Here is a 17,709-nt window from a genome sequence, read left to right as displayed (position 1 = left end):
GTGGAGTTAGGGCGTTCCAGCGCCTACCGGGGTTCGAGGCTCCTCGCGCTCGGCTTTCTCGGGCGCTTCCTGTGCCTTCTGCAGCCGGTTGACCATCTGTCGCACTCGCTCGACCGCGCCCGAGTATGCTGACTGGAACGCTCTCTGCGCATCCTCGCGTGACATCTTGTGTCCCGTGGTGTAGTAGAAGACCAGTCCCTCTCCTACAGAGTAGGTGCCTGCATAGGCGATCGCTCCCTTCGGCACAAGCCCTGCGCCGAACGGTATCTTCGAGACGAGATTCCTCGCTACAGCGCGCCAAGTAAACGCCGCCCCGAAGATGGTGGACATCTCCCGCCATCGGGTCGCGTACCCAGGGGCGCGGCCGTAACTCGAGGCGATCATGAACATCATTCGGACCTGGTTTGCCGTGAGAAACACGATGTCGCCGGCCGCCTCCGCCACCCCCATTATAGGCTGGAATATGCTCGGCACGACGTTCCCGAGCGCTGTTCCGACGGCGAACGTCGCGTTCTCGAGTGACACCTGGCGCACGATCCGGGTCGCGACCTCCGGGCGCAGCACGGGGATATGCCTGGCCAGCGATAGGCGCAGCATCGCACCTGTGTCGCTGTTCAGGATCGCCTCCATGCAGCCGGCCGGGTCCTCGGGATGGTATGTGCATACCTTCCCGGAAACCCGCTCGAGTCCTTGTCGGGCGCCGCACGCTGCGAGGATGACCACTGCTTCTCGCGCCAGCTCGTCGGTCTGCTTCTCCGTGAGCGGTTGGAGATAGAGCCGGAGTATCCTGTCTAGCCGCTTCTCGTCCTCGGAAGTCCACGATTTCCCGAGCAGGAATCCGCGAATTTCGTCGGCTTCTTCGAGGTTGGACGCCACTACGGCAAGGCTGAAGGGCTGTTCGGATTCCTTAAGGACTCTGCCGGGGTTGATCTGCCTGGCCGCCCTCCACATCTGTCGGGTCACAACTGAGGTTCCTGCCATTCGCGTACCTCCTGTACCTGCCGAATCGCCTCGCTCGTATGCTCTCTTCGTCATCCGAAGCATTAGACGCGGCAACCCGGCGGATTGTGACACATACCCTCATACTGCGTCCGCATCAGTTATCCCTGCCTTCACAGAGGAAGTTCAGTGCCGCTGATGGAAACCTCTCCTGACAGCGTGATTTCCTACGCCTCTCTTGGATTAGGAGAAAGGAACGAAGATGAACGAGAGATTATCCCGGCGCGATTTCCTCAGGACGTCCGCCGCTGCCGCAGGAGGCGTCGCCCTGCTCGGCACCGGCTCGATCTCGGATGCGGCCGACTCGGCCGGCCGTGTCCGCATCGCAGTCATCGGCTGCGGTGGAATGGGCAATGCCCACATCGGCGCCCTGCAGAATCTCAAGAACGGCGGCTACCCGGTGGATATCGTAGCCGTTTCAGACGTGTATCAACCTCGTCTGGAAGCCGCAGCGTCTCGGACGGGCGGCGAGCCGTACAAGGACTACCGCAAGATCATCGCCCGCAAAGACGTCGACGCGGTGAGCATCGCCACGCCTGACCACTGGCACTCGCGCATGACCATCGAGGCCGCCGACTCGGGCAAAGATGTCTACTGCGAGAAGCCCATGACGCACTGGCGCGACCTGAAGGAAGCGCAGGACGTCGTCACCGCCGTTTCGCGGAACAAACGCGTCATGCAGGTAGGCACCCAGTTCATGTCCAGCAGCATCTGGGAGCAGGCTAACGAGAGGATCAGAGCCGGTGCGATCGGCGACCTCGTCCACGCCCAGGCTTCGGATATGCGAAACGGCCGCATAGGTCTCTACGATCCGAACAGCAATGACGGCCAGGCCGACCCGAATACAAACCTCGACTGGGATATGTGGCTCGGCCCGGCGAAGAAGGTCCCCTGGCATCCCGGCAGGTTCTTCGCGTTCCGCTCCTTCTGGGACTACTCCGGCGGCTGCGGAACCGACTTTCTGCCGCATCTCCTGACGCCGCTCGTCCGCACGATGGGGCTCGAACTCCCGAAGCGTGTGACCGCCACCGGCGGCCGCTACGCCTGGAAAGACGGCGCGGAGATTCCCGACATCTTCACCATCACCATGGAATACCCGAACGGTCCTTCCGTGCTGCTGATGGCGTCCCTCGCCAACAACTCCGGCATCCCCATGGTTGTCCGGGGACACCGAGGCACGATCAACCTCGAACTGACGAGCGCTACGATCGAGGCTCAGAGGGCGGTCGGGAACGAGGCCGAGACCGAGCAGATCACCGCTGAGCGAGGTTGGTCTCTCGAGGAGCACTTCCGCGACTTCCTGGACTGCGTGAAGAGTCGCAGGAAGCCCCGAAGCAACGAGGTGTTCGGCTATCGGGTTATGACAGCGCTCCACATGGCCATTCATTCCTTCCGGCAAGACAAGGTCATGGAGTTTGATCCGTCGAAGGGCGAGGCCAGGGCAGTCTAGCTGAAGAGGAAGGCGAAGGGCCGCCGAGCAACGATCCGCGTCCGGCGATTGAAGCCTGGCGAGGGGCCTCGAGTCCAACGATTCAGGAAGCAAGTGCTTGCGCGATTGCGGGAGGTAGACAATGAAACGTTTCGACTCTATGCCCGGCGGCATCTTCTCTGGATGCGGACTGACGCTGCTCTGCGCTCTTTTCGTCATCACGGTTGCCGCGCAGCCGCTCTTCGCTGCGGAGGCCGAACCGCCCATCGTGGGCAAGTGCAAGGCCGACCTCGCGAAGAGGCTCGAACTGAAGGCCCAAGACATCAACGCCATCGAAACGACGCCCATCACCTGGCCGGATGCTTCGCTCGGAATCCCCGAGCCCGGCAAGATGTACGCGCAGGTTCTCACCCCGGGCTATCGGATCATCCTGGAAGCTCGCGGCGTCCATTACCTCTACACGGCCAGCGAGAAGACCTTCAAGTATGGCAATCAGAAGGCATCCTGGTACTGCTCGGTGCTCTATCTAAAGCTGAAGCCGAACGACGCGAACCTGAACGGCGATCTATACCAGTGCTCGGTGACGGGAACGAACAGAACCCTGGTTGCCTCCGAGGTCTCCGACTACTATCCCCAGGACAAGGGCGCCGTGCTCTTCACCCGCCGGACATCGCGCTCCGGCTTCGATCTGTTCTACGTCAAGACGAACGATGAGTCGAAGCCCGTGCTTCTTCAGTCGGCCTTTGCTTTCGGCGACGCGGCGGTCAGCGCTGATGGCAAGCAGTGGGCTGCGTTCATCAGGTCGGGGGTGGCCTCAGGATGGAAGGTAGCTGTCGGCAATACCGGCAAGACGGGAACTGGGAAGCAGGACCTGTTCCTGCCGGAGGGGATCAAGCCCGAGCAGATCGCCTGGTCGGATGCCAACGTGATGATCCTGGCAAAAAAGGACGATAGGCCGATCTGCTTCGAGATATCACTGGTCGTCGAGAAGCCCGAGTGGAAGCAGGTTGCCTACCATCTCTTCCACAAGGTGCCGGACCTGATGCTCAGTAAGAGCCACTCGATCCTGGTCGAACAGGCCGAGGAGAACGGCAAGCCGTTTGTCAAGATCGGGACGGTATGGTTCACCGGCGACGAGACCGTCAACGCACGCATCGAGAACTTCACGATGCGGGGGATGCAGTTCCCGATGGCGAACGTGTACGTCTTTGTCTGGGGGGAGAAGGACGGCAAGCCCGCTGCCTACACCGTCGACTATGAGAGGGGCACGATCATCGCGCTCCCGAAGACGGTCGGCTCGAACTTCAAACCGTTCAACTTCCCAGCGTTCGACAACCCGATCTTCCGGGAGAAGTAGCTCTTGCCTCTCTGATCAGCACATGTCACAGGTGTCAGGTCTGGTTCTCAGGCATCTGACGCCTGTGACATGTAGCCCTTGCTTCGACCCCGTCCCGCCACCACTATGCGGAGAGTCTGGTTTTGGAGGCTACTTCTCGTCCGGGCGGCATGAATCCAAGTATCGCCCCCTGGCGAACCCCACGCGTGCCAGTCCTTCTGAGAATCGGCGCGCGCCGTCAAACTGAGGTCTGATGACCATCCCGCCGGTCTTGTCGATATACCCCCACTTGTCGCCGACCTTCACGCACGCCATCCCTTCGTAGAAAGAACCGGCCCTGTCGAAGCGGGGTGGGATGACGAATTTCCCGGTCTTGTCGATGAAGCCCCACTTGGTGCCGACATTGACCTGCACGGCAGCCAGACCCTCTGAGAAGTCATTGGCATAGGCGTATCTGGCTGGGATGACCATCTTGCCGGTCCCGTCGACAAAGCCGATCCTAAGGGACACGCGAGCATCGTCCTCAACGCTGACCGTGGCCAGTCCGTCGTGGAACTCCCTAAGCTCAACGGACGACCAGGTGATCCGTCCGCTCCTGTCTATCCGACCTTCTCTGTCGCCAATCTTGATCCGAGCAAACCCGTCGGCGAAATCATGAGCGCCATCCAGCGGCTTCGGACTGAGTAGCCTACCGCTCTTGTCGACGAAGTTGTACGGCCCGCCGCAGTAGTCCTGTGTCAGATCGACCACGGCAAATCCCTCGGAGAACTGATGTGCTTCGTCGAATCGTGGTTCGATGATCAGTTTGCCGGTCTTGTCTATGTAGCCCCACTTGTCTGTGTCACGGCCGCCGATCCTTACCGCTGCCATGCCTTCGGAGAAGGCACGTGCAGCGTCGAAGCGTTCGGGGATGACCACCTCGCCGGTGCGGTCGATGTATCCGGCTTTGCCAGTGTCTCTGTCCGTCAGGGTGCCCAGAATCCCCCTGCGGTGCGTTATCACGGCGAGTCCGTCGCAGAAGGAGCCCATATCACCATCGTCGTTCCGAATGACAACCTTGCCCATCTTGTCAATATATGCGCTTGATCTGGTACCCGGGTGTCGGTTCGGGAAGCCGTACTTCTCCCATTCTCCGACCCACGCAAGGCCGTCGGAGAAGCCTCGGGCGCGGCCATACTGGGGCTTGATCACGAGGTTGCCGGTCTTGTCGATGAAGCCCCATTTTACTTGGTACTCACGGGGGGGAGGGCATCCGCAGTCAAACCACGGTATGATGATCCATCCGACCCCTACGATGACTGCGAGGATTGCGGCAACTGTGATTGCTCTCCGCATCATATTCACCCCTTCGATATGCTTAGCGCTAGAGCGTCTTATCCTGCAGCGCCTCAAGGTGCTTCTCCGCTTCAACCGCCGCGATCGCCCCGTCGGCGGCTGCGGTCACCATCTGGCGCAGGCTCTTCCGCCGGCAGTCGCCTGCCGCGAATACGCCGGGGACGCTGGTATGCATGTCCTCGTCTGTCAGGATGTACCCGCCGGGATCGAGTGCCACGTGGCCGCGAAGGAACTCCGTGTGCGGATCGGTTCCGATCAGAATGAAGACTCCTTCGACGGATAGAGTCCGCTCCGATCCGTCGCGGACGTTCTTCAGCGTCAGTCCGCTGACCTTCGTCTCTCCCAGGATCTCGCTCACTAACGAGTCCCAGGCGATCTCCACCTTCTCGTTCTTGAATGCGCGCTCCTGGAGAATCTTCGTCGCCCTTAGAGCATCCCTCCGATGGATGATCGTGACCTTGCTCGCGAACTTGCTGAGGAAGACTGCGTCCTGGACAGCCGTGTTGCCACCCCCGACGACAGCTATCGGCTTGTCGCGAAAGAACGCGCCGTCGCACGTCGCGCAGTACGACACGCCTCTGCCGGTCAGCCGATCCTCACCCGGGAGATTCAGCCTCCGGGGAGTCGCACCCGTGGCGAGTATGATGGTCGGCGCGCGGAACTCCCCCTCCGAGGTGACGACCCGCTTCTCCGGCGCGGTGAAGTCAACGTTTACCACCTCCGCCGACTTGATCTCCAGGCCGAGGTTGCGAGCCTGTTTCTCCATCGCGATGCTCAATTCGGCTCCGGTGATGCCGTCGCAGAAGCCGGGGTAGTTCTCTACGAAGTCGGTGACTATCATCTGCCCTCCGCAGGCGTACTTCTCTATCAGAATGGCCTTCAGGCGGGATCGCGTCGCGTATACTCCGGCGCTCAGTCCGGCCGGCCCGCCGCCGATGATGATGGTGTCGTAGTCCACTTGGTTCTCCTGATTGCCGACAGGCGTAGTTCCATCGTATTATAGCACAACCGATGCACGGCACGACGCGCCCCGCGGTTTCCGTGAGAGTGCCATCGGGTATAAGGTTTCCAAACGCTAGTGAACGACCCACGGGAGATGTCTAATGGAAAGCGATGCGCCTGCCATCGGACTTGCAGACGTGATAATCATCGGCGCGGGGCCCGCCGGACTCTCGGCGGCGGTCAATGCGAAGGCGCGCAACCTGAACGCAATCGTCTTGGACGCCCACGATCCGGCCTCAAAGCTGAGGGCGCATCCCGAGATCACCAACTATCTCGGAATGCCGAACCTGGAGGGTTCGGCGCTGGCGGATCGTTTCGCCGCCCACTTCGCGCTCACCGGCTTCCGGCTGATCAGGGAGAGGGCGCAGAAGATTCTACCGATGGGTGAGAACCTCTGCGTCGGAACGGACAAGGAGATCTACGACGGGCGTACCATCGTCCTTGCCCTCGGGGTAGCGCAGGCGAAACTCCTGCCAGGCGAGGAGCGGCTGCTTGGCAAGGGTGTGCACTACTGCGTGACGTGCGACGGCGCGCTCTACGCCGGCAGGGATGTGGTAGTGGCGGGATACATACGCGAGGGCGAGGAGGAGGCCAACGCACTCGCCGGTTTCGCCCGGTCTGTCAGGTACGTCTCGACCTACGAGGATGTCGGGTCCCTGGAGTCCGGCATCGAGGTCATCCACGCGAAGCCGGAGGAGATCCTGGGCGAGGAGATCGTCTCAGCGCTGAAGACCGATGTCGGAGAGTTGAGGGCCGACGGCGTATTTGTCGTCCGCGAGGCGATGCCGATCGGAAGCATGCTCGAAGGGCTCTCGATCAAGGACAACTTCATCGAGGTGGATGCGTCGATGGCGACCAGTTTCGCGGGAGTGTTCGCCGCCGGCGACTGCACGGGTCCGCCGTATCAGATCGCGAAGGCGGTAGGGCAGGGGCAAGTTGCCGCGTTGAGCGCCGCGCGGCACATCTACAAGACGCGGAAGAAGGAGTGACCGCACCGGGCGATCAGTCGGGGTTGCAGTGCAGCAGTCTGAGCCTGCTGACCGCCTCGTCCACGGAATCGGTCCGCATCACGAGTTCGTCGAGCCGGAGGAGAGTGTAGACGCGCTCGACCGGCGGGGTGAGACTCACCAGTGCGATATCTCCGCCTTGGTTCGAGGCGATGCTTTTCGCTTCGAGAAGAACCCTGAAGCCGGAACTGTCAATGTAGTCCATGTTGCGAAGATCGAATATGATCTTGCAGCTCTTTTTCTCGAAAAGGCCGTCGGCGGTCTCCTTCAGCATTCGGCTCGTGATCAGGTCGCACTCGCCGCTCGCCTCGATGATGGCGATGTCGTCTTCGTGCCTGACGTCTATTTTCAACCTTGTCAGATGCCAGGAATCAGCCATGCCGGTTGCCTCCTCGCCTGGATCGCGTCAACATACATTATACCCAGTTTTCAGGCAAAACGATACCCTGTGCTTCCGGCAGCTCTTGCTGGGTCGGGAGGAATCGCAGGCTGCGAGCCGTAATGGACTGATGTTGGGGTGACATTCGATGGTGACCGGCGTCGGTGCCGACATAATAGAAGTAGCCCGGATCAGGGATAGTCTCGAGCGCCATCCGGGATTTCGATCGCGTGTGCTGACTGCCGGAGAGCAGGAGATCTGCTTCTCGGGGGGAGATCCGGCCGAGCGCGTGGCTGGACGGTTTGCCGCCAAGGAGGCGGTTGCGAAGGCGCTGGGCCGGAGCCTCAGGTGGCGAGATGTGGAGGTACTCTCTGACGGCGCAGGCGCGCCGGTCGTGCATCTGGCGAGCGGGGCGAAGTCGGCGGCGGCCGGCCGTCGGGTAATGGTGAGTATCTCCCACTGCCGGACCCACGCCGTGGCGTACGCGGTCGCCGTCTCCGAGTAACCCTCGTTCTCGCGATCGTCAGTGTCATCAGAACCGGTGGCGACGGGAGCACAACTGTGAGGAGGAGAGCATCCCGCTTTGTGCGAGCGGGGCGGCTGGTGTATAATGCGCCCGAGGTTGGCTGATATGAAGATCGCAACGGCCGCACAGATGAAGGAGTTTGACAGGCGGGCGTCCGACGACTTCGGCGTCCCCGGCATAGTGCTGATGGAGAACGCCGGCCGCGAGGTGTTCGAGGCTGCGCGCGAAGCTCTCGGCGACCCCCGTGGGAAGCGCGTCACGGTAGTTGCGGGTCGTGGGAATAACGGCGGCGACGGGTTCGTCGCCGCGCGTCGGCTCATCGAGGCGGGTGCGCTCGTCTCCGTCTACCTGCTCGGCAGGCCGGATGAAGTCCGCGGCGACGCGAAGGCCAACCTCGATATCCTCCTAGATTCGGGCGTTCCGATCCCGATCGTCTCTGCCGCTGAGGAGCTGAGCTCTTCCCTGTGTTGCTGCGACCTGATCGTTGACGCGATCTTCGGCACCGGATTGAGCGGCGAAGTTGCCGGCCTCGCATCGGAGGTCATCCGCGCTGTCAACGCGTCCGGCATCCCGGTCATCTCGGTGGATGTCCCTTCCGGCCTGGACGCGGATTCCGGCAGCGTCCTCGGCGACTGTGTCAGGGCCGACCGCACCGTGACATTTGCTCTCCCGAAGATCGGGCTGGTCACCTATCCCGGGGCCGCCTGCGTCGGCAGACTCATCGTCGCCGATATCGGCATCCCGAAGTGCCTGTACGAGGAGGTCGGCGTCGAACTCGTTGAAGAGAGAATGGTCGCCGATAAACTCCCGACGCGCCCTCCCGACGCTCACAAGGGGACGTTCGGTCACGCGACCATCATCGCCGGGTCGCTCGGACTCACGGGCGCGGCGGCCCTTGCATCGGAGGCCGCCCTGCGGGTCGGCGCGGGGCTTGCGACTCTCGGATGCCCTGCGGGTCTGTGGAACGTGATGGCGACGAAACTCACCGAGGTCATGACTCGCGGCCTGCCGGACAAGGGCAACCTGTCCATTTCATCGGAGGCCGTCGCTCAGGCGCTCGAACTGGTCGAGAGGGGTGATTCGGTGATTCTCGGGTGCGGTCTCGGCACTCATCCCGAAACCGTCGAGTTCGTTCGCCGCTTTCTGAGATCGGCGAGCAAGCCGATGGTCATAGATGCGGACGGACTGAATGCCCTGGCGCAGAGTACGGGCGTACTCGATGGCGACCATTGCGCACTGGTGCTTACTCCTCATCCCGGCGAGATGGCTCGACTGCTCGGAACCGGCACGGAAGCGGTGCAGTCTAACCGGATGGATGTCGCGAAGGAAGCCGCATCTCGTTTCCGTTCCGTCGTTGTGTTGAAGGGTGCGCGTACCGTGATAGCCGATCCATCGGGCAGAGTCTTTGTGAACCCGACGGGTGGGCCGGGGCTTGCTACCGGCGGCACGGGCGATGTCCTCGCGGGCGCTATCGGCGGACTGCTTGCCCAGGGCCTCTCGACGCTCGATGCCGCGATCTGCGGAGCATTCGTCCACGGCAGGGCTGGGGATATCGCAGAGGAGCGTCTTGGGACCGCCGGCATGGTCGCGGGAGACGTGCTTCGCACACTGCCGGATGCTCTCAAGGGGCTTCTGCGAGCGGCGGCTTGACGCCGCTCTGACCGGCTCGGCGACTACTCATACCCTGAGCGATGCGGCACCATCCAGGAGGTTACAACCTATGCGCGGATTCGTACTTGCGATAATCTTTCTGCTCCTCGCTGTCGGTATGTGCTGCGGGGCAGTGCCGACCGCGACGATCTCGGTCCCGGCCGAAGGTGAGTTCTTCTACTGGTTCTCCTACACGGACGTCAAGGGCGCGGACGCGACGACCACACCCAAGGTCTTCCGGGATCGGAAGGCGGCCGCGGACGTGCCGCTCGTAAAGGATGCCGTCCCGAAAGGGACGCTCCTCTACGTCCTCGATGCGAAGACCGGCAACCAAGCCGTCAAGCCGATCGAGGGCAAGGGCGCCATCGCGGTTGATCTGAAGGCTTCGGATTTCAACAGAGTGCGTCGGGTCCGCGTTTCCATCACTGAAGCCAAGTCGGGCAGCCCCGCCGCCGCAGCGATCGTCAAGCTCACTGACTCCGGCAAGAAGTCTCAGGAGAAGTTGCTCGATCCGTCGTCGGGCGGGACCGTCGAGTTCAATGACGTTGCGGAAGGGACCGCGAGTGTGACCGTCCTCTACGGCGACGACAAGAAGTCGAGCCAGGACGTGGAGATCGCCATCGGGCGCGAGGATCCGATACTCAAGCTCGATATCCCGATCGCCGGAGAGATCGAGACCATCGCGCCTGCCCAGTCCGAATCGTCCGACAAGTCGGGCGGGTCAGACCAGTCTGACAGAGGGCTACCGTACAAGGGCGTGGACCCGATCACCGGGCTGATCGGCGCGATCCTGCTCATCGCGATCGTATACGTTGCTGCCAGGATGCTGGGCAACAGAGGTGCGGGCGCTAAGTCAGTCCTCAAGAAGCTCGGCGTCGAGGTACAGGACGATCAGCCGCTCGTCGAGCCGGCGCCACTGGCGCCGCCGGTTGACCCGACCGTCTGTCCGTTCTGCGGGCGGAAGAAGGACGCATCCGGCGGGTGCGCGTGCTCCGTGACTGGCGCTGCGACGGCAGTCACCACCGCTTCCGGCCCGAGGCTGGTGGCCATCCAGGGCCCCCGCATGGGTCAGGTCTACGACATTGAGGTCGGCGAAACCAACATCGGCCGCGAGGAATCAAACTCCGTCGCGTTTCCGGACGACAGCACGGTTTCCCGAAGGCACGCGCGGCTCGTTTCCGACGGCGGCGCGTTCACGATCCATGACGAGGGATCGTCGAACGGCACGTTCGTCAACGGTGTCAAGGTGACCGAGCAGGCGCTCAACCCCGGCGACGAAATTCAGATCGGGACGACGAAGCTCAGATTCGAAGGGTAACGAGTAGCCCGCAGGACCGTCATCCTGAACTCGATCCAGGATCGGCCCGGCATGGATGCTGAAACACGTTCAGCATGACGATTCCGTCTTGCTCCTTAGGTTTGCCATGTCCTTGAACTCGAAGATAGTCATGAGCCTCATGGCCGGCGCGTTCGCCGCGCTGCTCGCGTGGGTGTGCATTGACTTCAACCCGTGGTATCACCTGCCGCAGTCGTTCGATGCCGCCTCGCTGTACGAGCAGGTCCGGCGGCAACTGACAGTCACGCTGTTCTTCGGCTGCTTCGTCGGTGCGGCTCTCGGGCTGGTGAACGGCATGTTCAGCTCGAGCGGGCTTATGACGCGAAGATACGTCGGCTGGGGGCTGGCGATCGGCGCCGTCGCCGGGCTGCTCGGACTCTACTTCGGTCAGATGTTCTTCGGCGCGATCTACGCCGTGGCGGAGTCCATGGCGAGAGCCAGGCCGCTCACCGCTCCCGTCGCGTTCGTGCTCCAGGTTTTCGCCCGCGCGATTGGGTGGGCGCTCATCGGTCTGTTCGTCGGGATCGCGCAGGGCGTCCCGATCAATTCGAAGCGCGCGATGCGTCACGGCGCGATCGGCGGCCTGATAGGCGGGTTGCTCGGGGGCACGATGTTCGAGCTGACTCGCTACATCCTCCCGCCGGGAACGAAGAGCGTTGGAGTCATTGCCCGAGGAGTCGGACTCCCTGCCACCGGCGCGGCGATAGGGTTCTTTATCGGCCTCGTCGAGACGCTCCTCAAGCAGGCGTGGATTCGCGTCGTGCAGGGGCGGAACGAGGGCCGTGAGTACATCATCAGCAAGACGCGAACGATCGTCGGCCGAAACGAACTCGCGGACATCGGGCTCTTCGGCGATATGAACATCGCGCCCGCCCATGCGGTCATCGAACAGCAGTCCGGACGCCACGTGATCCACGACGGCGGAGCGCCCGCCGGGACGTCACTCAACGGGCAGAAGGTAAAGACGGCGCAGTTGAAGGACGGCGACATCATCGAGATCGCCTCGATGCGGCTTGAGTTCCACGAGAAGGCGACCGCGTCGAAACTCGCGCCGCCCCCGGTGGACGTCGCGCCGAAGCCGGTCAACATCCCGTCCATGGAGGGGATCTGCCCCTACTGCGGTACGAAGAAGAACGCGAGCGGCCAGTGCGCCTGCTCCGTCGGGGCTGCCGGATCGCCCGAATCGCAACCAGACGTTGGGTTGGGAGTTGTACTCCCTCCCCAACAGCAGGCGCCGGCCCCCGCTCGCGGAGCGGGACCGCGACTCGTCGGCTTTTCCGGCCCGTATGCCGGGCAGGTATTCAGCCTCTCCGCGCCAGCCATGAGCATCGGTCGCGAGCCCGGCAGGGATATCCAGTTGCCGATGGACTCGACGGTCTCGCGCAACCACGCGAGCATTCGGAACGAAGATGGTGTCTTCACCGTTTATGATGAAGGAAGCTCCAACGGCACGACGGTGAACGGCACGAGAGTCACGAACCAGCCGCTCAGCCCGGGCGACACGGTCCAGTTCGGTGGCTCGGCATTCAGGTTTGAGGTGTAGTCGGAAACATCTGACGATTCAGCACGCAGAATTGCCGGCAAGCACGGGAGCATGGGACGCCGTCTTGGTCCTCCTGAGGGAAGCCTTCTCCGCGCCCTCCTCTCCTTCCGTGCTTCCGTGTTCTTCGGAGGAAACTGATGGAACAGACCCGTATCATTCCGCCCGGTGGCGGCGACCCGAACGACCGCACGCAGGCGATGGCCGATGTCGGCAAGACCGCGATGGTCGGCGCCGTCCGCGCGCTCGAGATGGACGTCATCGCCGGCAACCGGTATGTGCTCTCGAACGAGCCGTCGCGCGATCATGTCATGCTCCAACTGCGGTCATCGGCGAGCATGATGGGACGCCGACTCCCGCTCAATATCGCGCTGGTGATAGACCGCAGCGGATCCATGGAGGGCGAACCGCTCGACTACGTCAAGCGGGCCTGCGGGTACGTCGTTGACCTGCTCGATCAGAACGACATACTCTCGGTGGTTACCTTTGAAGAGCAGGTGGATGTCATCATGCCCGCACGCCGGGTCGTGAACAAGACGCTGATAAAGGAGCATATCAACCGCATTGAGCCGGGAAACACCACGAACCTCTACGACGGAATTGTGGTCGGCGCGAATCAAGTGGCTTCCGCAGTATCCGCAGGCTGTGTGAACCGGGTGCTTCTCTTCTCCGACGGCGACCCGACCGCCGGCATCAAGGACTTCGGCTCCATCGTCGGCCAGGTCGCCGAACAGAAGAGCCGCGGCATCACGGTCACCGCACTCGGGTTCGGCCCGGACTACAACGAAGAACTGATCGCCGGGATCGCCCGCCAGAGCGGTGGCAACTACTACTACATCTCGCGTCCCGACCTGATCCCCGAGGTCTTTCGACGCGAGTTGGAGAGCCTGATGACCATCATCGCGCGCGACATGAAGTTACGTCTCAACCTGTCGAGGTGGGTTCAGCTTCGGCAGGTCTACGGCCGCAAGCCGTCCTTCAGCGGGCGCTCTGCCGAGGTGCCGCTCGTGGACATGGAGCGCGGGAGCGCGATGTCCGTCCTCTGCGAGATGGAGTTCGCACCGCGACCGGCGGGCACCTATCGGGTTGCCAAGGCCGAGCTCTTCTACGAGGACACGTCTAGCGGCCGGAGTGAGACGATCGCCGCCGACATCGAGTTCGATTTCACGTCGGATCGCGCGCTCGTCCAGGCGAACGTCAACCCGATCATCGCACAGGAGATCGAGATCGCCCAGGCGTCGAGAAATCTCGAGAAGACCGTCATGGGCATGAAGACCCAGCAGCTTTCCGCGATGACCGCCACCATGGAGCTTCAGAAGACCATGAGCCTCCTCGCGAGCCAGGGACGGACCGACGAGGCCGAGGACGTCCGCAAGGCGATCGAGAGCATCCAGCAGGGCGGTCCGGGCGCGGAGAAGACGCTCATCGGCACGATCTACTCGCTCGACCAGGGCAAGAGGAAGGAATGACGCTATGACCCAGGACGTTGACGACAAGACTATGATCGCCGCCCCGATGCCCGACGCCAATGCTACCGTCATCGGCGCGACAGTGAAGTGTCCGGTCTGCGGCACGGAGAACAGCCCGACCGAGAAGTATTGCGGCGACTGTGGGTTCCTTCTCTCCTCGACGCCGGGCGAAGTCGGCGAGGAGGCCGAGGTCGCTCCTCAGCCGAAGCTGATCGCATCGGACCGCGAGCACCTGCTCAAGCTTGGCGAGAACACCGTCGGCCGTGAGGGCACGGATGTCCTCCTGGAGGATGCGACCGTCTCACGCAGGCACGCGCTGATCGTGCTGGAGGATGGGAAGTGCTTCGTCGAGGATCTCGGGAGCACGAACGGCACATCTGTCAACCGCTCGCAGGTTGCGAAGGGTGAGCGCGTCGAGGTGGAATCCGGCGCGGAACTGAAGTTCGGATCGAGCGTCCTCACCCTCGACCTGCCCGAGATGGTCGCAGAGCCTGTTGAGAGAGTTGTCGCGGAGACACAGGAGGCCGGCGAGCCGGTCGAACAGATGGACGAGGCTCCCGAGGTAATTGAGGTCCCCGAGCAGGAAGCCGTCGAAGAGGCAGCCGCCGAAGAACCGGCAGTCGCGCCGGTCGCACACCTCGTCAGCGAAGAGACCTCCGAGGAGTTCGCCGTCATGCCTGGCACGAATACGATCGGTCGGCGTGGGGATAATGACATCGTGCTCGCAGGCGACCCGTATGTGTCGGGGTCGCACGCTCAGATCACCGCCGAGGACGGCGTATTCACCCTGCTCGATGTCGGCAGCACGAACGGCACGATGCTAAATGGCGCGAAGGTCGAGCCGAACGAGCCGACCACCGTCTCTATCGGTGATGACATTGTCTTCGGCAAGACGGCCGTGAAGTTCCGGCCGGCATAGTCCCATCCGTCGCATAGGTCCCATACGACCCATGGGATTCATAGGACATATGATGACCGAATCCATCGAAATAACCGCCAAGCTCGACACCGCCGACCTTGCGAAAGCGTGGGCCGACAAGCAGGACCGCAAGCCGAAGTATGTTCTCGACCTCATCGTCGCCGCCCGGACCGACATGGGCCGCGTGCGCGAGAACAACGAGGACAAGTTCGACTTCTTCCAGCCCGACGAACTGCCCGTGCTGGCGGTCAAAGGATCGTTCTTTGCAGTCGCAGACGGCATGGGCGGACACGAATCGGGCCAGGTGGCAAGTGAACTCGGACTCAAGACCGTCCTGACTCATTACTACGCCGATCCGGAGGAGGATGTCGAGAAGAGCCTGTCTGCTGCCCTGGTTGCCGCGAACTCCTATGTCTATGACACCGCGCAGGTGATTCCCGGGAGGAACGGTATGGGTACGACATGCACCGCCGCCGTTCTCCGGGAGCGGCACCTCTACATCGGCCACGTCGGCGACAGCCGGGCGTATCTCATCCGCGGCGGCAAGATGGAGCAGTTGACGAACGACCACTCTTGGGTCGCCGAGCAGGTCAAACGAGGCGCGCTGACTGAGGAGGAAGCGGCGAACTCCCCGTTCCGGAACGTTATCACGCGCTCGCTCGGCGCGGCCCCGGATGTCGAGCCGGATGTCTATCACGAGAGACTCGAGGCCGGAGATGTACTCGTCCTCTGTTCAGACGGACTGACGGGGTATGTGGACGATAAGACGATCCTCCAGATTGCGGACTCCTGCGGCCCGTCGCTTGCGGCGCTCAAGCTCGTCCAGACGGCTTGTGAGAACGGCGGGGGAGACAACGTCACGGTGGTGATCGTCGCCGTCCGCGACATCGTCCGTCTAGGCCGCAAGAACCGTCTCAGCACACTCCTCGGACGTTGACGAATCCGACGGGTTACAGTTCGGATTCGTCGGACACGGTGACGCGTATTGTCAACGAACATGCTCGGCAGATATCAAATCATACGGGAGATCGGGCGGAGCAACGACATAGTTTACGAGGCGGTGGACCCGGGTATCAACCGTCGCGTCGCGCTCAAGGAGTTGCTCATGCCCCCGAACCTCTCGGGCCAGCAGCGGCAAGAGCGGGTCCAGCGGTTCTACCGCGAGGCTCGGGCCGCGGGATCGCTCGCGCACCCGAACATCGTCACCATCTACGAGGTCGGAGAGGATCAGGGACGCCACTTCATCGCCATGGAGTTCCTGGAGGGCCAGTCCCTCCGCGACGTGCTGGAGATCGAGGGCAACCTCTCCGTGGATCGCGCGGTAGAGATCGTGAAGCAGGTCAGCAGCGGCCTGGGATACGCCCACTCCAACGGAGTCATCCACCGCGATATCAAGCCGGATAACGTCCATATACTCCCCGGCGGGCAGGTCAAGATCACCGACTTCGGGATCGCCCGGCTCATGGAGGAGCCGACCATCACTGCCGACGGGCAGGTCTTCGGCACGCCGAGCTACATGTCGCCCGAGCAGGTCGCCGGCCGCCCCCTCGACACTCGCAGTGATCTCTTCTCCCTCGGAGTGATGTTCTTTGAGATGCTCACCGGCCGCAAGCCGTTCACCGGCGACACCGTCGTCACGATCACATACAACATCATGAATCAGGAGATCCTGGTCCCGCCGACTGTACCGCCTCACCTCGAGCGTGTGATCCGAAGAGCGCTGTCGAAGGAGCCGAGCCAGCGGTATTCCACTGCTGAAGAGATGTCGGCCGACATGGATGCGACGGGCTTCAACGGCGCGTATATCTCTCCGCAGCCCGATCCGTTCGGCTCGACGATGAGCGCCCCCGGCCCGCTCTACGGCCCGACGCCGCAGTATCCCGTGCCGCCTCCTCCTCCGCCCTTGTCGGATCCCTTCGGCGGGCTGCCGTCGGACCAGTTCAGGCTGCCGAAGATTCCCAGGAGACCTCTGCTCTCATCGGAGGCTCTGTATTTCGTCAAGGTGCTGGCTGCGGTGGTCCTGATCGGCTGCGTACTGATCGGTTTCATCTGGATGTTCAGTTCGGCTTACCGCGAGTACCAGCAACAGGGCAGCCAGCAGCAGATCAGCGTCCACCTCGAGAACGCCAGGCGGCACTTCGAGAACCAGAGCTATCAGGCCGCCATCGAGGAGTTCAGTGCCGTGCTCAGGGTCGCTACCGATCCCGAGCTCGAGAAGACCACCCGCAGGAACATCGCGGCCTGTTACCTGCAGATCGGGGTCGAGCAGGATAAGGCCGGCCGCCTGTACGATGCCATCGGACACTACAAACAGGCTCTCCAGTACGACGAGAAGTACGCCGATGCGTACCTGCTCCTCGGGAACGCGCTGGAACGCGCCGGGCAGATGAACGGCGCGTTCTCCGCCTGGGCGGATGCCGCTCGAGCCGATCCTGGCAGCCGCTCGGCCGTCGTCGCGACCGAGAACGCGGCGAACCTGAACGTGAAGCTCGGCGATCAGGCGTACCAGGCTGGGCAGACCGAGATCGCACTCGGATACTGGCGAAAGGCTATGGAGACAGCTCCAGGCACCAAGGCCGCGATGGCCGCCCAGGAACGGGTCGAACAGACCACCGGCCTCGGCCCCAACTGATCCCTCTGCTCCTCACCGTCATTCAGGGCGAACGCATTTTGACATCTCCGAAGTAGTGGTAGGTACAATATTGAAGGAACCTACGCCTGAAGCCTTCGAAATGATAGGAAAACCGTATCATGGAGGTCAGCATGGCAGGTTTCTTCGAGC

At 62.5% G+C, this 17,709-nt stretch carries 15 protein-coding genes; 11 read left to right on the top strand and 4 right to left on the bottom strand.

The genetic code is table 11. From position 1 onward, the window contains the following. Nucleotides 1-6: 6 nt before the first annotated feature. Nucleotides 7-981, bottom strand: a complete 975-nt coding sequence (locus KBC96_00075; GenBank protein ID MBP6962782.1) for a hypothetical protein — start codon at nt 979-981, stop codon at nt 7-9. 220 nt (nt 982-1,201) lie between these two features. On the opposite strand from KBC96_00075, the gene KBC96_00070 reads away from it, so the two are divergent. Both KBC96_00070 and KBC96_00065 read left to right on the top strand, forming a co-directional pair. Continuing rightward, the gene (locus KBC96_00070; protein MBP6962781.1) at nt 1,202-2,449 is read left to right on the top strand and encodes a Gfo/Idh/MocA family oxidoreductase; all 1,248 of its coding nucleotides are present in this window, start codon (nt 1,202-1,204) and stop codon (nt 2,447-2,449) included. A gap of 121 nt (nt 2,450-2,570) precedes the next feature. Further along, nucleotides 2,571-3,785, top strand: coding sequence for a hypothetical protein (locus KBC96_00065; GenBank protein ID MBP6962780.1), 1,215 nt, complete (start codon nt 2,571-2,573; stop codon nt 3,783-3,785). Between the two features lie 129 nt (nt 3,786-3,914). On the opposite strand, the gene KBC96_00060 is transcribed toward KBC96_00065, so the two are convergent. Then, nucleotides 3,915-5,102: a WG repeat-containing protein gene (locus tag KBC96_00060; protein ID MBP6962779.1), complete on the bottom strand. Its 1,188-nt coding sequence runs from the start codon at nt 5,100-5,102 to the stop codon at nt 3,915-3,917. A gap of 25 nt (nt 5,103-5,127) precedes the next feature. Next, nucleotides 5,128-6,057 (bottom strand): thioredoxin-disulfide reductase, encoded by a 930-nt coding sequence (gene trxB / locus KBC96_00055; protein MBP6962778.1) that lies wholly within the window; start codon nt 6,055-6,057, stop codon nt 5,128-5,130. Between the two features lie 145 nt (nt 6,058-6,202). On the opposite strand from trxB, the gene KBC96_00050 reads away from it, so the two are divergent. Next, complete coding sequence (locus KBC96_00050; GenBank protein ID MBP6962777.1) at nt 6,203-7,090, top strand: NAD(P)/FAD-dependent oxidoreductase; 888 nt, start codon at nt 6,203-6,205, stop codon at nt 7,088-7,090. Nucleotides 7,091-7,103: 13 nt separating this feature from the next. On the opposite strand, the gene KBC96_00045 is transcribed toward KBC96_00050, so the two are convergent. Then, complete coding sequence (locus KBC96_00045; protein ID MBP6962776.1) at nt 7,104-7,487, bottom strand: STAS domain-containing protein; 384 nt, start codon at nt 7,485-7,487, stop codon at nt 7,104-7,106. A gap of 148 nt (nt 7,488-7,635) precedes the next feature. On the opposite strand from KBC96_00045, the gene acpS reads away from it, so the two are divergent. The 8 genes from acpS (at nt 7,636) to KBC96_00005 (ending at nt 17,559) form a co-directional block, all read left to right on the top strand. Continuing rightward, nucleotides 7,636-7,992 (top strand): holo-ACP synthase, encoded by a 357-nt coding sequence (gene acpS / locus KBC96_00040; GenBank protein MBP6962775.1) that lies wholly within the window; start codon nt 7,636-7,638, stop codon nt 7,990-7,992. Nucleotides 7,993-8,118: 126 nt separating this feature from the next. Further along, on the top strand, nt 8,119-9,663 hold the full coding sequence (locus tag KBC96_00035; GenBank protein ID MBP6962774.1) for an NAD(P)H-hydrate dehydratase: 1,545 nt from the start codon (nt 8,119-8,121) through the stop codon (nt 9,661-9,663). 70 nt (nt 9,664-9,733) lie between these two features. Then, a complete protein-coding gene (locus KBC96_00030; GenBank protein ID MBP6962773.1) occupies nt 9,734-10,981 on the top strand; it encodes an FHA domain-containing protein in 1,248 nt (415 codons plus the stop codon). Nucleotides 10,982-11,093: 112 nt separating this feature from the next. Further along, nucleotides 11,094-12,542, top strand: coding sequence for an FHA domain-containing protein (locus KBC96_00025; protein ID MBP6962772.1), 1,449 nt, complete (start codon nt 11,094-11,096; stop codon nt 12,540-12,542). A gap of 137 nt (nt 12,543-12,679) precedes the next feature. After that, entirely contained in the window at nt 12,680-14,008 is a 1,329-nt protein-coding gene (locus tag KBC96_00020; protein ID MBP6962771.1) for a VWA domain-containing protein, read from the top strand. A gap of 4 nt (nt 14,009-14,012) precedes the next feature. Next, the gene (locus tag KBC96_00015; GenBank protein ID MBP6962770.1) at nt 14,013-14,927 is read left to right on the top strand and encodes an FHA domain-containing protein; all 915 of its coding nucleotides are present in this window, start codon (nt 14,013-14,015) and stop codon (nt 14,925-14,927) included. Between the two features lie 49 nt (nt 14,928-14,976). Further along, nucleotides 14,977-15,864 (top strand): Stp1/IreP family PP2C-type Ser/Thr phosphatase, encoded by an 888-nt coding sequence (locus tag KBC96_00010; protein MBP6962769.1) that lies wholly within the window; start codon nt 14,977-14,979, stop codon nt 15,862-15,864. Between the two features lie 48 nt (nt 15,865-15,912). Further along, entirely contained in the window at nt 15,913-17,559 is a 1,647-nt protein-coding gene (locus tag KBC96_00005; GenBank protein ID MBP6962768.1) for a protein kinase, read from the top strand. Nucleotides 17,560-17,709 lie beyond the last annotated feature (150 nt).

The organism is Armatimonadota bacterium, assembly GCA_017993055.1.
GTDB lineage: Bacteria > Armatimonadota > UBA5829 > DTJY01 > DTJY01 > JAGONM01.
The sequence above is the reverse complement of the archived record's forward strand: the minus strand, read 5'-3'. Positions and strand labels throughout refer to the sequence as shown.

Bases quoted from the DNA above. Each gene is read 5' to 3' on its own strand.
- KBC96_00075 (MBP6962782.1), bottom strand. From the start codon at position 981: ATGGCAGGAACCTCAGTTGTGACCCGACAGATGTGGAGGGCGGCCAGG.
- KBC96_00070 (MBP6962781.1), top strand. From the start codon at position 1,202: ATGAACGAGAGATTATCCCGGCGCGATTTCCTCAGGACGTCCGCCGCT.
- KBC96_00065 (MBP6962780.1), top strand. From the start codon at position 2,571: ATGAAACGTTTCGACTCTATGCCCGGCGGCATCTTCTCTGGATGCGGA.
- KBC96_00060 (MBP6962779.1), bottom strand. From the start codon at position 5,102: ATGATGCGGAGAGCAATCACAGTTGCCGCAATCCTCGCAGTCATCGTA.
- KBC96_00050 (MBP6962777.1), top strand. From the start codon at position 6,203: ATGGAAAGCGATGCGCCTGCCATCGGACTTGCAGACGTGATAATCATC.
- KBC96_00045 (MBP6962776.1), bottom strand. From the start codon at position 7,487: ATGGCTGATTCCTGGCATCTGACAAGGTTGAAAATAGACGTCAGGCAC.
- acpS (MBP6962775.1), top strand. From the start codon at position 7,636: ATGGTGACCGGCGTCGGTGCCGACATAATAGAAGTAGCCCGGATCAGG.
- KBC96_00035 (MBP6962774.1), top strand. From the start codon at position 8,119: ATGAAGATCGCAACGGCCGCACAGATGAAGGAGTTTGACAGGCGGGCG.
- KBC96_00030 (MBP6962773.1), top strand. From the start codon at position 9,734: ATGCGCGGATTCGTACTTGCGATAATCTTTCTGCTCCTCGCTGTCGGT.
- KBC96_00020 (MBP6962771.1), top strand. From the start codon at position 12,680: ATGGAACAGACCCGTATCATTCCGCCCGGTGGCGGCGACCCGAACGAC.
- KBC96_00015 (MBP6962770.1), top strand. From the start codon at position 14,013: ATGACCCAGGACGTTGACGACAAGACTATGATCGCCGCCCCGATGCCC.
- KBC96_00010 (MBP6962769.1), top strand. From the start codon at position 14,977: ATGATGACCGAATCCATCGAAATAACCGCCAAGCTCGACACCGCCGAC.